This window comes from Salinicola avicenniae (genome assembly GCF_023736115.1).
Classification (GTDB): domain Bacteria; phylum Pseudomonadota; class Gammaproteobacteria; order Pseudomonadales; family Halomonadaceae; genus Salinicola; species Salinicola avicenniae.
Map to the genome: position 1 here is coordinate 247,511 of NZ_JAKQZC010000004.1, position 14,709 is coordinate 262,219.

At 65.9% G+C, this 14,709-nt stretch carries 13 protein-coding genes; 4 read left to right on the forward strand and 9 right to left on the reverse strand.

What is annotated here, in order from left to right; all coding sequences use genetic code 11:
- From MC381_RS10530 to MC381_RS10560, 7 genes are all read right to left on the reverse strand, one after another.
- Window positions 1-1,377, reverse strand: a complete 1,377-nt coding sequence (locus tag MC381_RS10530; RefSeq protein WP_251977708.1) for an amidase — start codon at window positions 1,375-1,377, stop codon at window positions 1-3.
- Window positions 1,374-2,057, reverse strand: a complete 684-nt coding sequence (locus tag MC381_RS10535; protein WP_251977709.1) for a DUF2848 domain-containing protein — start codon at window positions 2,055-2,057, stop codon at window positions 1,374-1,376. The genes MC381_RS10530 and MC381_RS10535 overlap by 4 nt, the downstream gene beginning before the upstream one ends.
- 40 nt (window positions 2,058-2,097) lie before the next feature.
- Window positions 2,098-3,378 (reverse strand): TRAP transporter large permease, encoded by a 1,281-nt coding sequence (locus MC381_RS10540; protein ID WP_251977710.1) that lies wholly within the window; start codon window positions 3,376-3,378, stop codon window positions 2,098-2,100.
- Window positions 3,378-4,022, reverse strand: a complete 645-nt coding sequence (locus tag MC381_RS10545) for a TRAP transporter small permease subunit (RefSeq protein WP_251977711.1) — start codon at window positions 4,020-4,022, stop codon at window positions 3,378-3,380. Before MC381_RS10545 ends, MC381_RS10540 begins: the two co-directional genes overlap by 1 nt.
- A gap of 94 nt (window positions 4,023-4,116) precedes the next feature.
- Entirely contained in the window at window positions 4,117-5,193 is a 1,077-nt protein-coding gene (locus MC381_RS10550) for a TRAP transporter substrate-binding protein (protein WP_251977712.1), read from the reverse strand.
- A gap of 95 nt (window positions 5,194-5,288) precedes the next feature.
- Window positions 5,289-6,086, reverse strand: coding sequence for a putative hydro-lyase (locus tag MC381_RS10555; protein WP_251977713.1), 798 nt, complete (start codon window positions 6,084-6,086; stop codon window positions 5,289-5,291).
- 238 nt (window positions 6,087-6,324) lie between these two features.
- Window positions 6,325-7,224, reverse strand: coding sequence for a LysR family transcriptional regulator (locus MC381_RS10560; RefSeq protein ID WP_251977714.1), 900 nt, complete (start codon window positions 7,222-7,224; stop codon window positions 6,325-6,327).
- Window positions 7,225-7,618: 394 nt separating this feature from the next.
- Between MC381_RS10560 and ilvD the strand changes: the two genes are divergently transcribed.
- From ilvD to MC381_RS10575, 3 genes are all read left to right on the forward strand, one after another.
- Entirely contained in the window at window positions 7,619-9,355 is a 1,737-nt protein-coding gene (ilvD, locus tag MC381_RS10565; protein WP_251977715.1) for a dihydroxy-acid dehydratase, read from the forward strand.
- A 353-nt stretch (window positions 9,356-9,708) separates the two neighbouring features.
- Window positions 9,709-10,890, forward strand: coding sequence for a uroporphyrinogen decarboxylase/cobalamine-independent methonine synthase family protein (locus tag MC381_RS10570; RefSeq protein ID WP_251977716.1), 1,182 nt, complete (start codon window positions 9,709-9,711; stop codon window positions 10,888-10,890).
- 110 nt (window positions 10,891-11,000) lie between these two features.
- Window positions 11,001-11,501: a metallophosphoesterase family protein gene (locus tag MC381_RS10575; RefSeq protein WP_251977717.1), complete on the forward strand. Its 501-nt coding sequence runs from the start codon at window positions 11,001-11,003 to the stop codon at window positions 11,499-11,501.
- A gap of 22 nt (window positions 11,502-11,523) precedes the next feature.
- On the opposite strand, the gene MC381_RS10580 is transcribed toward MC381_RS10575, so the two are convergent.
- On the reverse strand, window positions 11,524-12,732 hold the full coding sequence (locus tag MC381_RS10580; protein ID WP_251977718.1) for a PQQ-dependent sugar dehydrogenase: 1,209 nt from the start codon (window positions 12,730-12,732) through the stop codon (window positions 11,524-11,526).
- A gap of 144 nt (window positions 12,733-12,876) precedes the next feature.
- On the opposite strand from MC381_RS10580, the gene MC381_RS10585 reads away from it, so the two are divergent.
- Complete coding sequence (locus MC381_RS10585; protein ID WP_251977719.1) at window positions 12,877-13,962, forward strand: AbrB family protein; 1,086 nt, start codon at window positions 12,877-12,879, stop codon at window positions 13,960-13,962.
- Between the two features lie 153 nt (window positions 13,963-14,115).
- Here the strand turns inward: MC381_RS10585 and MC381_RS10590 are convergent, their stop codons facing one another.
- Window positions 14,116-14,622, reverse strand: coding sequence for a hypothetical protein (locus MC381_RS10590; protein ID WP_251977720.1), 507 nt, complete (start codon window positions 14,620-14,622; stop codon window positions 14,116-14,118).
- Window positions 14,623-14,709: the final 87 nt, after the last annotated feature.

The following is a 14,709-nucleotide window of genomic DNA, read 5'->3' on the forward strand; positions in this document are numbered from 1 at the left end:
TCAACCTGCCAGCATCGCCTCGACCACGCAGGCGTGCTGCAGCAGCGCGGTGTCCTCGCCCTGCGGACGCGAGAGCATCACGCCGATCGGCAGCGCAGCGTCTTCGTCGGTGAAGGGCAGCGAGATCGAGGTCGCATCGAGATAGTTGAAGACGCTGGTATTGCGTAGTGCCAGTCGGTTGGCTCGCTGGAAAGCACTGGCGTCGTGCTCGAGTTCGGCGCGCTTTGGCGGCAGCGTGGCGACGGTTGGCAGCAGCACGGCGTCGAAGCCGATCAGCTCGGCCTGGAAGCGGTGTTGCCAGTCGCTGCGCGGCCAGCGCCGCTGCAGGTAGTCGGCTACGTTGATGTCGCGTCCGCCATTGAGTCGGTCGGCGATCATCGGGTCGTAGTCGGCCTCGGCACGCGCGAGCTGCTCGCGATGCAGCGCCGCCGCCTCGGGTACCACAAGGCCGCCCTGCTGGTTGATGGCCAGGGCACCATCGACGGCCGTGAGCGTCAGGCACTCGACGTGACAGCCGGCGGCTTCGAGCCGGGCAATCGCTGCCTCGAAGCCATCGCGTACGGCATCATCCAGCTCCTCGAGCAGGCCGCCGACGGGCACCGCCAGGCGCAGCGGGCGTGGCGTGGGATCGAGGGTCGGCATCGGCCGGGCTGCCAGGACCGACCAGAGTTCGGCACAGCAGCCGACGCTCGGGGCGATCGGACCGACGCAGTCCAGGCTCGGCGACAGCGGGTAGGCCCCGTCGCCGGGGACGCTGGCCTGACTCGGCTTGAAACCGGTCAAACCGCAGAAGGCGGCAGGAATGCGCAGGCTGCCGCCGGTATCGCTGCCGAGCGTCGCCGCGGCCAGGCCGAAGGCGACAGAGGCAGCGCCGCCCGAGGTCGAACCGCCGGTGATGCGTTCGGGGTCGAGGGGGTTGGGCGGCGTGCCGTAGTGGCGGTTGAGACCGAGCCCCGAGAAGGCGAACTCGCTCATGTTGGTACGCCCGACGAGCACGGCGCCGGCGCGGCGCAGGCGGGCCACGGCGGGGGCGTCCCGCGTGGCCGGGGGCGCGTCCGCGAGCACTTTCGACGCCGCGCGGGTGACTTCGCCGCGCACGTCGAAAAGATCCTTGATGCTGATCGGCAGGCCGGCCAGCGGGGCATCGATATCGGTTCCCGGCAGCTGCGTTCGCAGCCTTTCGGGCGAGAATTCGATGAAGCTGGTTTCGACCGTGCCGGCGTCGATATCTCCCGTCTCACTTGCTGCGCGGGCAATCAGGCTCTCGGTCAGATCGGCGGCGGTAAACCGGGCTGCCGTCAGCGCTTCACGCCAGTCCTGCAGGCGGCGTTCGCGGGGCGGTCGCGCCCAGAACGTGGCGGCCTCGACGGCGCTCACTGTGCCACCTCGAGTTCGACGATCTGGTACTGATGATCGATCTGGCGATTCAGCACCGGGTCGGCCAGCGTCATGGCGAAGCGCGGGCTGGGACGAATGCCGCCGATCGCGGGCACGGTACCGCACAGCAGCAGCGTATTGGGCTTGAGCGTCTCGCCCTGCTTGAGCGCCGCCGGCAGCTTGGCGATCAGGGTGTCGACATCCAGCAGCTCGGCCAGCGTGCCCTGTTGGTAGACGACGACTTCACCCTGCTCTTCGATCCGGCTGCGCAGTTCCAGCGAATCCCAGTGATCGCGAACCTCCTCCAGCGGCCAGGCGTGCGTCGCGATCGGCTTGGCGCAGAGCTGTTTGGACTCGGCAACGCCGACCGCCTCCAGCTTGCGGTCGGTATGATCGGAGGCGATAGTCACCCAAGGACGGCCTTCGGCATCGCTGACGAGGCACACCTCGACTTCGCCCGAGCCCTCGCCGCCGAGCATCTCGACATCGACGGCCTGGGTCAGCAGCAGGCTGCTGGCGCGGTAGAACAGCGGCACGCTGGAGGGAGGCTTGACGCCCAACTCGGCGAGTTCCTCGATGTGATGCTGGACGCCTGCCTGGTCGCGACCGGCCCAGCCAGCGATGGCCAGGCGCTCTGGCGTGACAGTGAGCGTGCCTTGCGGGGTGTCGAAAGTCAGCATGATCCTGTTCCTTAGCGAAAGTTGAGCGGGACCCTGGCGGTCACAGCGAGTTGGGTAGCCATAGCGCGAGGCCGGGGAAGACGATCAGCAGAATCGCCATGACCAACATGGCGGCGATGAATGGCAGCGTGCCGATGACTACGTCGGAGAACGGCTTGCCGCGGCGTGCGGACTGTACGATGTAGAGATTCAGCCCCACCGGCGGCGTGATCAGTGCCATTTCGACGAACAGGATCATCACCACGCCGAACCACACGGGGTCGAAGCCGGCGGCGAACAGCAGCGGCGCGATGATCGGCAGTGTGATTACCATCATCGACAACGTCTCGATGAAGAAGCCGAGAATCACCAGCAGCGCCAGCACGCAGAGCAGCAGCGCCATCGGCGACAGGTCCAGCTGGGTCAGCAACTGGGTCAACTGGTTGGAGAGCCCGGCGGAGGCGAGCGCGAAGTTGAGGAACGAAGCCGCCAGCATGATGAACAGGATCATCGAGGTGGTACGCACGGTGTTGTCCAGGGCGGCCATCAGCATGGCGCGGTCCAGCCGGCGGTTGAAGGCGGCCAGAATCAGCGCCACGACGACCCCGATCGCGGCGGCTTCGGTCGGCGTGGCCCAGCCGGTATAGATCGAGCCGACGATGGCGATGAACAGCACCAGCAGCGGCAGCAGGAACTTCAGGTGGTGCAGCCGCTCCGGCCAGCTCGAACGCTTGCGCGGCCCGCCCAGCGAGGGCTTGAACGCGCAGAAGAGGATCGAGGTGAGCATGAACAGCCCGGTCAGCGCGAGCCCCGGCAGCAGACCGGCGACGAACAGCTTGGGGATCGAGGTCTCGGTCAGGAACCCGTAGACGATCAGGTTGATCGACGGCGGAATCAGGATCCCCAGCGTGCCCCCGGCGGCGATGCTGCCGCAGAAGAGTTTCGGGTGATAGCCGAGCTTGTCGCCCTGGGGCAGCGCCACTGTGGAGATGGTGGCGGCGGTCGCTACCGACGAGCCGGACGTGGCCGAGAACAGCATCGAGGTCATCACGTTGGCGTGCAGCAGCCCGCCGGGCAGCCACGACAGCCAGTGATCCATGGCCCGGTAGGCGCGCTCGGCGATACCGGCGCGGACGATGATCTCGCCCATCAGCACGAACAGCGGGATCGCGATCAGCAGAAACGAGTCCGCCGCCGACCACAGGTTCTGACCGAGGGCCCGCATCAGCGGAAAGAAAGAGAAGAACTGATCGACGCCAAAGGCGAGCAGGAACAGCACGATGGCGACGGGAATGCCGGTCAGCAGCAGGCCCAGAATGCCGAGAGAGAGATAGAGCAGCATCAGGAATGTCCTCCCGCTGACGGTTTCCGGGGCGCGTGATCCTTGTGGGTATGTGCATCGGCCTCGAGGCTTTCGGCCTCCTGCTGATCGGCGTCGTGGCCCATGCCGATCAGTGCCTGGATGGTTGCGCTGTCACCGCGAACGGCTGCCAGCAGCGCGCGCAACGCTAGCAAGGCGGCAGCCAGGGCGAACCAGGTATAGCCGAGGACCCAGACCAGTTGCGGGATCCATAGCGGGGTCGAGAGCGGCGTGTTGGCGGTCGTCTGGTTGGAGAGTGACGTATCGAATACCGGCCAGGCGTGCACGACGATCATCCAGCCGACCAGGTTGACGGCCAGGATCGAGAGCAGATCCAGCGCGGCACGCCCGGCGACCGGCAGGCGTGAGTAGCCGACGTCGATGCGGATATGGGCGCGCTCTATCAGGGTATGCGACAGCCCCCAGGAGGAGAGAACGGCGAGCACGTAGCCGGCATACTCGTGGACACCTTCGAAGGAGTGGCCGAGCAGCTTGCGGCTGACCACCTCGGCGATGACCATGACGACCACGGCCATCAGCAGCAGGCCGATCAGCCGGGCCGCCCAGCGGGAGATATATCGGGCCACGCCGTTGAGCGCGTCGGCCAGAGAAATGAGAGCGAGCATGTGGGGTACCTGCCAGCGAGGTGCAGCCGGCGCACGCGGGCGCCGGCTGGCGTGGAACGGTTACGTGGCGATAGCGATCATTCGAGGTTAGTGATCACTTGACGATAGGCAGGGCGACGAGCGGTGCGACGTTCTCGTTCCACAACGAAACGGTCTCGTCGTCGATGCGCGAGGCCCAGCTCGGCAGCACGGCATCGACCAGCGCCTGGTGCGCGCGTTCGCGGTCGGCATCGGTCACTGCGACCAGCGTCATGTCGCCAGGTTCACCATGTTCGCAGTCGCCCTCACCGGTGAGGCAGGCGATCCCCTGTTCTTCATCCTTGGCCAGATTGTTCCAGACCGGATCGACGAAACCGGGCTCGATCTCACGTTCGATGGTCTGCTTTGTCTCGTCATCGAGCGCGTTCCAGGTATCGTTGCCGACGGCGGTGATGACGGTATCCCAACCGCCGACCGGCAGCGGCAGCAGATAGTCGGCGACATCCTGCCAGCCGGAGTTGTAGCCGGAGAGCGAGCCGGTCACGGCGCAATCTATCACGCCGCGTTCGAGCGACCCGGGCACTTCGTTGAACGCCATGACCGTGCTCTGGGCGCCAAGCGCGGACAGGAACTCGGCCGTGGTACGTCCGCTGGCACGAATCTTCTTGCCTTGTAGATCACCGAGGCCCTCGATCGGCGTGTTGCAGAACACCACCTGTGGCGTGTTGGGAGCGATGGCCAGCACGTGCGCATTGTAGTGCGACTGCATCGTCTTCTCGGCGATCGGCAGGAACGCTTCGCTGACTTCGCGGGCCTTGTCCGGATCGGTGGTCATCATCGGCAGGTCGAGTCCTTCCAGGGCCGGCGCTTCCCCGCCGACGTAGTCGGAGAAGGTCATGCCGACGTTGAACAGCCCGTTCTTGAGATAGCCGAAGACATCGCTGCCTTCGATGCCCATCTGATCGAACGTGGTCATCTGGACCTGGATGTCGCCGTTGCTGGCCTCAGGCAGTGTCTGGCTCCAGAACGGGGCCTCGAAGTTCTTGTGCAGCGAGACGGCGCTCCAGGTGCCGACGACGTTCAAGCTGGTCTCGGCGAGGGCGGGCTGCGCCAGGCCGAGCGTGAAGGCGGACAGGGTCAGACTGGACAGGGTCAGCCCGGAAAAGGTTAGACCGGAGAGTCTCTTTTTCATGGTCGATGCTCGTCTGTTGAGGTTGTTGTACGAGTGGCGTTTCCGGGGCGGAAACGCGACCTCGGGCGTCTATCGATACCGTTGGCGAGAGGCGCTCAGCGATACTTCAGACGGTGGTTGGGAATATCGGTGATCAGCATGTGGCCGGGGGCGTGTGCCATGGCGAAGGGCAGCTTCGCGTTCATCAGCGCGATCTGCGGGGTTACGCCGCAGGCCCAGAAGACCGGAATATCGTCGGCTTCCATGACCGGTGCATCGCCGAAGTCGGGCCGATGGATGTCCTCGATGCCGATTAGGTCGGGGCGGGACAGATGCAGCGGAGCGCCGTGCACGCTGGGCATGTCAGTGGTGATCTGAACGGCTCGGATCGCATCGGTCGGATGCATGGCGCGCATCGAGACGACGCAGTGGCCGTGGAATGGGCCGGCCGGTACGAGCGGAATATTGGTGCGATACATCGGCACGATACTGCGCGCCGCCATGTGACGAACCGGTACGCCTTCGGCGATCAGCGGCTCCTCGAACGAGAACGAGCAACCGATCGAGAAGGTGACCAGGTCGTCGCGCCAGCGCGTCGACAGATCCGTCGGCTGATCGACCAGCTCGCCGTGCTCGTAGACGCGGTAGCGTGGGACATCGCGGCACAGGTCGATGTCCTCGCCCAGCGAGGCCGGCAGCGGGCTACCCGGCTCGGTCACGTCGAGCACCGGGCAGGACGGCCGATTGGCCATGCAGAAGCGGAGAAAATCGCTGGCGTAGGCCTCGGGGATGATGACCAGATTGACCTGGGCGTAGCCGTTGGCGATACCGGTGGTGGTGTGCGGCCAGTCACCGCGCCGGATGGCCTGGCGGGCGGCCGCGGGGGTGGAGTCCCCGGTGAGGAGTGCGGTCATATTGTCGATCCTGTTTGTCATTGTCGTGGCAAGACCGATCACGCGTGTCGGTCTGCCTTTATACGGTCAACGCTAAGAGTTCTTCGTTTATCAATCCAATCGATTTTTATGATCCTTGATCATCGACAAAACCTTTCACGACCTGCCATGTCGACTACATGCAGGGTGTCATCGGCGGCTGGGATAAGACTTGGGGACCGGGAATGTGGTGGCCTGGAATAAGACGTGGAAGCCTGGGTCAGATGTGTTCGCGCTGATCGCGCTGGCCCAGCTCGATCGCTAGATCGATGACGCCGTCGGCCAGGGCCTTGTTGATATGCTGCGGCCAGGAGGCGGCGAAATCGAGTCGCGGGAGCGTGCAGGGTAACGCGATCAGATCGCCGCGGGCGATCTCCTGCTCGACGATCCGAGGCGGAATCGCGCCGACCCCGATGCCATCCAGCGCCAGACGCACGATGGTCCAGACGGAGCCCGAGCAGTGCAGCTTGAGCCGCTCGAGGCGCTCCTGATGCAGCAGCGACTGCAGCTCCCGGTAGGGACGACTGTCACTGGCAAAGGTGATCAGGGGCATACCCGTTCGCGCTAGCTCGTGCAGCGTAAAGGTGCTCGGCGAGAGCCCCAGAGCGGGGCTGGCGATCAGGCCAGTGGCGTAGTGGCAGAGCGGGCGGTTGAGGATATCCTGGCCGTTGATCGGCCCCAGCGTGAAGGCCATGTCGACCTGACGGTTGAGCATCTTGGTGGCGAGCCCGGGCGTGCCGTCGACCTCCAGCTGCAGTGTCATGTCGGGGAAACGGTTGGCGAGCTCGGCAATGAAGGCGGGTAGCCAGCTGTGAGCGATCGTCTCGACCACGCCGAGGCGCAGCACGCCCTGAAACGGATTGTCCGCCTTCAGCATCGCCATCGCCTCCTGGCGTGTCTCCAGCAGATGCTGGGCGTGGCGGTAGAACTGGCGGCCCTTGAGCGTCGGTTGAATGGGCCGCTGGGCGCGGTCGAGGAGCGGGTCGCCTACGGCTTCCTCGAGGCGAGCGATACGATCGGAGATCGACGGCTGCGTCAGGTGCAGGTGCTGGGCCGCGAGCCGGAAGGAGCCCAGTCGGACGATCCAGACGAAAGCCTCGATTTCCTTGAAGTCGAACATGGTCACCCGTGGCGGACGGCGGCAAGAGTCGAGACCATTGTGGCACAGCCGCGCTCGCCGTCGCTGGCCGACACAGCATTTCCGCCCGGTGTGGATGACCGAGCGGCGCCAACGTCGCTACAATGAGAGCCCCCGGCATGGCGCGAGCCCGTGCGGGAGAGACCCATTTCCGCGCGAGCCGTGCCGCTCGGCTCCACAAGAGCCCCACGCCCGCGCGTCGTCATGAGACCGTGACGTTCGACGCCCGCCGATTGTCCGTTGTCGCCGAGTTATCCCGGCCGGCAGGCGTCACCCGACCCATGCCCGACGAGGCATCCAGACGACCCGCTAGACGGCGACCTGGACGATAGCCCGGTCCAGCGTTAGACGATCTAGAAGCCAACAGGAGCGCTTGATGAGCCAGCAGGATTCCCCGGACAGCCCGCAGTCCGAGAACACCGATCACCGCCGCCGCCATTCTTCTCAGGTGGTCGACGGTCCCGGCAAGGCGGCCAGTCGCGCCATGCTGCGTGCGGTCGGTTTCAACGACGATGACTTCAAGAAGCCGCAGGTCGGTATCGCCTCGACCTGGAGTCGCGTGACGCCGTGCAACAGCCATATCAACGTGCTGGCGGATGCGGCCAGCGACGGCGCCGATGCGGCGGGCGGCAAGGGCGTGGTGTTCAACACCATCACCATCAGCGATGGCATCGCCAACGGCACCGAGGGCATGAAGTACTCGATGGCCTCGCGCGAGATCATCGCCGACTCCATCGAAGCGGTGGCCGGCTGCGAAGGCTTCGACGGGGTCGTCGCGATCGGTGGCTGCGACAAGAACATGCCTGGCTGCATGATTGGCCTGGCACGTCTGAACCGCCCCGGCATCTTCGTCTACGGCGGCACCATCCAGCCCGGTGCCGGCCACACCGACATCGTATCGGTGTTCGAGGCGATGGGCGCCTACTCCCAGGGCAACATGTCGCGGATCGAGGTCAAGCAGATCGAAGAGACGGCGATCCCCGGTCCAGGTTCCTGCGGCGGCATGTACACCGCGAACACCATGGCGTCGGCGATCGAAGCCATGGGCATGAGTCTGCCCAACTCCTCCGCACAGGAAGCGGTCTCGCAGACCAAGAAGGACGATAGCCGGGCTGCCGGCGAGGCCGTGCTCAAGCTGCTCGAGCTGGATATCAAGCCCTCGGACATCATGACCCGCAAGGCGTTCGAGAACGCCATTACCGTGGTGATCGCGCTGGGTGGCTCGACCAATGCCGTGCTGCACCTGCTGGCGATGGCCAACACGATCGGCGTCGACCTGTCGCTCGACGACTTCACCGAGATCGGCAAGCGCGTGCCGGTACTGGCTGACGTGCGCCCGAGTGGCCACTACATGATGAGCGAGCTGGTGGCCATCGGCGGCATCCAGCCGATGATGAAGATCCTGCTCGATGCGGGGCTGCTGCACGGCGACTGCCTGACCGTCACCGGCAAGACGCTGGCCGAGAACCTGGCTGACGTGACGCCGTATCCGATGGATCAGCAGATCATCAAGCCGCTGGATGCGCCGGTCAAAGCGAGCAGCCATCTGCGCATTCTCTACGGCAACCTGGCGCCGGAAGGGGCGGTGGCCAAGATCACCGGCAAGGAAGGGACGCGCTTTACCGGGCGTGCGCGGGTGTTCAACTCCGAAGAGGAGGCGCAGGCGCGCATCAACGACCTGACCGTGGTCGCCGGCGACGTGATCGTGATCCGCTACGAAGGACCGAAGGGCGGCCCCGGCATGCGCGAGATGCTGACGCCAACCTCCGCGATCATGGGGCGTGGCCTGGGCGACAAGGTGGCACTGATCACCGACGGTCGCTTCTCCGGCGGCAGCCACGGTTTCGTGGTGGGCCATATCACGCCGGAAGCGTTCGTCGGCGGTCCGATCGGCCTGGTTGAAGACGGTGACGAGATCACCATCGATGCCGAGAACGACGTCATGACGCTGCATATCGACGACGCCGAAATGGATCGTCGTCGCGCTGCCTGGAAGCGCCCGGCACCGCGTTATACGCGTGGCACCCTGGCCAAGTACGCGCGTACGGTCAGTTCGGCGTCCAGGGGCGCGGTCACCGACCTGCCGGAAATGCTGGACGACAGCAACGACTGACGTCAGATGCTTCGCGACGGCGTGCCATCGCGACGCCGCCGACCCGCGCCCCGGTACTCAGGTACCGGGGCGCGGTCGTTTTCGGGCCGGGTATCGCTGGGGGCACGACGCCTGTGGTGGCGTCGTGTCTTTCGCGTTGTGTCTTTCGCGTTGTGTCTTTCGCGTTGTGTCTTTCGCGTCATGTCTTTCGTGTCAGAGCGTGAGCGCCCGCTGTGGCTACATGAGCGGCGTTCATTGTCGCTCGCGCAACTTTCATGTTGGTGGGGCGAAGCGCGACCGCGATTTTCCGTATCCTTGACGTCGATCTTGCCGGGCGGCGATGTCCGCCGCTCGCCGTCACGTCAGGAGCGACCATGAGAACCAGCCACGACCGCATCATCACCACGCACACGGGCAGCCTGCCGCGAACGCAGGCGCTGTCGAAACTGCTGGTCATGCGGGAGCAGGGCAAGCCGGTGGATGCCGCGATCTTCGAGGCGGAAGTGGCGCAGTGCCTCGACGGCGTTATCGATGCCCAGCTCGCGGCCGGCCTCGACAGCCTCAACAACGGCGAAGCGCCGCGCGTCGGGTTCTCGACCTACGTGACCGAGCGCATGACCGGCTTCGGCGGCGAGGGGCGGCGCAAGCCGACACTGGATATCCAGAAGTTCCCCGGCTACGCCGATCACATGGCGCGTCAGATCGGTGTCTCCGAGGATCTGGCCAAGGTGTGGAATACGCCGCTGGCGCAGCGCGCGGTGCGCTACGACCCGACGCTGGCCGGCGTGAAGGCGGAGTTGGCCTCGTTTGCGGCCGCGCTGGCCGGCAAGCCGGCCGCTGAGGAGACCTTCATGACCGCGGCGTCGCCGGGTGTGGTCACCACGACCATGCTGCGTGCCGACGACAATCCCGACTACCCGACCGATCGCGATTACGTGCTGGCGGTGGCGCGGGAAATGCAGAAGGAGTACGAGGCGATCGTCGCCGCGGGGCATATCCTGCAGCTGGATGCTCCGGATCTTGCCATGGAGCGGGTCATTCTGTTCGGTGACGCCGATCTCGGCACGTTCCTCGAGCGGGTCGAGTTGCACGTCGAGGCGATCAATCTGGCGCTCGAGAACATTCCCGCCGATCGGGTTCGCTTGCACGTCTGCTGGGGCAACTGGCAGGGGCCGCACCAGGATGACGTGCCGGTCGCCGAACTGCTGCCGATTCTCTATCGGGCGAAGGTGGGGGCGCTGAGCATCCCGCTCGGCAATCCGCGTCACGAGCACGAGACGGTGTCGTTCAAGACGCATCCGCTGCCGGATCACATGCTGCTGCTGCCGGGGGTGATCGATGTCACCACCAACTATCTCGAGCATCCGGAAGTCGTTGCCAACCGCATCTGCGCGTCGGTCGCGGCGGTGGGAGACCGCGAGCGCGTCGTCGCCGGCACCGACTGCGGCTTCGGGACCTTTGCCAGCTACGAGTTTGTCGCGCAGGATGTGGCCTGGGCCAAACTGAAAGCGCTCAGCGATGGTGCGGCCATCGCCACGCGACGCCTGTGGGGATGAGCCGGCCGGCCATCTGAGCCTGCCCACGCCGTGCGCCGGCAACGGCGCGAGGATGGCGACGGCGTGGCCTGCCTGTCACGGGACGCCAAGTCGGGACTCAGGAGGATGTCATGGCTGACGAGACGCTGTCGCTGGAGCCCGACGCGCCGATTGGCGTGATCGCCGATACCCATGGTCTGCTGCGCGCCGAGGCGCTGGCGCTGCTGGCCGACTGCCAGCGGCTGATCCATCTCGGCGACGTCGGTGACCCTGCCATTCTCGAGTCGCTCGGCGCGCTGGCTCCACTGCATGCGATTCGCGGCAATATCGACCGCGAGGGTCCCTGCGCCGCGCTGCCGGCGCGGCTGTGGCTGACGCTGGGCCGCTACCGATTGCAGCTGATCCATATCGCTGCCGAGGCGGATACCGAGACGCCTTGCGACGTCATTCTGCATGGTCATTCGCACAAGCCGCTCAACCGTTGGCAGGGCGAGGGCGACGCGCGCCGGCTATGGTTCAATCCCGGCGCGGCCGGCAAACGCCGCTTCCGTCTGCCGATCACGCTGGGCAAGCTGTGGCTTGACGTTCGTGGTCCGCGGGGAGCGATTCTGCATCTGCCGCTTGATGCCTGACGCCTGACGACCGCGAGCGACATCAATTGTTCGCCGGCGTCACCCGGATCAGCGCGCCGTCGGTGGCGTCGGTCAGCAGCCAGAGCGCGCCACTCGGCCCTTCGGCCACGTCGCGCACGCGCCCCAGCGAGGTCAGCAGGCGCTGCTCTCCCGAGACGCGCTCGCCGTCGAGCGTCAGTCGCACCAGTCCGCCGGGGGCGAGCGAGGCGATCAGGATATTGCCCTGCCAACCGGCGAAGCGCTCGCCGCGATAGATCGTCATGTCCCCTGGGGCGATCACCGGATCCCAGTAGTACAGCGGTTGTTCCATGCCTTCGTGTGCGGTGATGCCTGCACCGATATCCGCGCCGCTGTAGTCCTCGCCGTAGGTAATGATCGGCCAACCGTAGTTCTTGCCTGCCTCTGGGACGTTGAGCTCATCGCCGCCGCGCGGTCCGTGCTCGATCGTCCATAGCTTGCCGGCGTACCAGGTTGCGCCTTGGATATTGCGGTGCCCGTAGGACCAGATCTCGGGTCGTGCCTCGTCGATGTCGACGAACGGGTTGTCGGCGGGAATGCTACCGTCGGCGTTGAGACGTACCACCTTGCCGAGATGGGAAGAGAGCGACTGCGCCTGGCGCCGTGGCCCCGGCAGCGAGCGCTCGCCCAGCGTGATGTAGAGATGCCCCTGATCGTCCCACACCAGGCGCGAGCCGAAGTGGCGAGTCGACTGCCAGGCGGGCTCTTGGCGGAAGATCACCGCGAGCGACTCGAGGCGGGTGCCATCGGCGGAGAGTCGGGCACGCGCGACGCTGGTCGCGTTGCGGCCGTCGCCACGCGGTTCGGCATAGCTCAGGTAGAGTTGGCGATTGGTCGCGAAATTCGGGGCGAGCGTGACATCGAGCAGCCCACCCTGGCCGCGGGCATCGACCTCGGGCACGCCCTCGATGGGCGGTGACAGCTCGCCGCTGGTCAGCTTGACGCGGCGCAGCCGGCCGGCGCGTTCGGTCACCAGGGCACTGTCGTTGTCGACAAAGGCGATGCCCCAGGGGTGATCGAGTCCGGCGACCACGCGGGTCGTTTGCAGCGCCGGTTCGGGGGCGAGCGCCGGGGCACGCGTCTGCGCCGGGAAGGCGGGTGTCTGGTCGGTGGCGTTGGGCGGGCCGGTGGGCACCGGCTCCGCGGCGACGAGGGGAACGCTTGCGCCTAGCCAGAGGACGGCGCCGATTCCGGCAAGCAGGTTTCGCGACATGAGGCACTCCACGACTGGGCAGGGAAAGGGGATGCTCCACTTGCCTTGACTGTAGCAGCCCGTTGGCGAGCAAGGTGATATTGTCGACAAAGCTGCATGCGCCGTGAGCGGGCTGCTATGATTAGCCTTTTATGGAGTCGTCGCTTGTCTGCCTCTGACCGTCCCCCTCGGGCGCCTTGTCCTGTCTGGCTGCGCTGGAGTCTGCTCGTCTTCGCCTGCGTCTTGGCCAACCGACTGCTCAATTGGGTGCATATGCCGGCCGGTGGCTTTATCGGTCCGATGGCCGTGGCGATTGTCTATGGCGTGTCGATTGGCGGACTGCGTCTGCCGCGCGTCGCGTTCAAGCTGAGCCAGGGCGTGATCGGCGTGTTGATCGCCCAGACGCTGACCATGGGGATCCTGCTGCGGATACTCGATGCCTGGCCGGTGATGCTGCTGGCCACCGCGATCACGCTGGTCCTGAGTCTGGTCGTGGGGATCGGGCTGGTGCGCTATGGCGGCTTGCCCGGCACGACGGCGGCATGGGGCACGACGCCGGGTGCGGCCGCCGCGATGGTGGCGATGGCCGAGGAGAGTGACGCCGACCCGCGCATCGTGGCGGCCATGCAGTACGTGCGCGTGGTCTGTGTGGTGCTGGTCGGCGCGTTGGTCAGCCATTACCTGGGTGTGACCGATGTCGCCGGCCGCGGCCATCCCGCCAATCTGCCCGCTGATACGGAGGAGGTACTGGCGCTGCTGGCGACCGCCGCCACGGTGATCGCCGGCGTGCTGATCTTTGACGGACGGCTGCCGGCGGGTGCGCTGCTGGGGCCGGTCGTGCTGGGGACGTTGGCGCAGCTGAGCGGCGTGATCACGATTCTGATTCCGCAGCCGCTGCTGGAACTGGCCTACGGCATCATCGGCGCCTACGTGGGCCTGCGTTTCGACCGCGAGACGGTCCGCAATATTGCCCGCGCGCTGAGCAAGATGATTTTCGCCTCGCTGCTGTTGATCGCGATGTGCGCGCTCTCGGCGTGGCTGATGACGCGACTGATGCATGCGGATTTCGTCACCGCCTACCTGGGTACCAGTCCGGGCGGGCTCGACTCGATGACCATTATCGCCATCGATACCCACGCCGACGTGGGGCTGGTGGTCGCACTGCAGACGCTACGGCTGTTTACCGTGGTCATGGTGGGGCCGGGGATGGCACGACTGGTCGCCCGTTTTGCGCGCCCGTCGACCGCTTAGGGGCACTGTCGCCAAGCGATAGGCGCTCTCTTGCGTTCCCCGTTTTCCTATCAGTCGCGGTTTCGTCGAACACGGCGAGAGCGTGGGAACATCGCCAAAATGGCGGGCGATCGTGGTCCACGCCGGTGTCGATCGCACTCGGTGCGCGTCGGACTATCGGGTGTGCCAGTGCCAGTGCCAGCGGCGCGGCGATTCCGGTGGCGGCGTATGGCTACGGACACGGCTGACCCAGGCCTGCCGTGCGCTGTGGCGAATCAGATAGACCGTTTCGCCATCGCGCAGCGGCGGATTGGCGGGGTCGATCAGGACGGCGTCGAACCAGCGGGAAAGGTAGAACACCTGCAGCTTGCCGCTGACCGGGTGCGCGGTGACCTGCACCGCTGCTTCAGGACCGTTCGGAGAGGGCGAGAGCGTACTGGCCAGCCAGATGGGCAAGGGCGACTGTCGGCTGGCGAGCGCCAGCAGGGCGAACAGCAGCGCGGCACTCGCTGTCGTGCCGGTTGCCTCGGGCGTGAGCGCGCTGCCTGCCGTGGCCAGGCAGAGACTTGCGGCCGCCGCAATCGCCAGTAGCGAAAGCGGGTTGCGCCGGTAGACCAGGAGGAGCGTTATCAGGCCAACGCCCAGCACCGCCTCCTGTATTTGCTGAAGCCATTGATCCATGGAATACCCTGCTGCAATTTTTGCGACCGCCTCGATAACGGGCGTGTCGTCTTCTCTATTTTGCTGCGGCGCCATCGAGGGATCGCC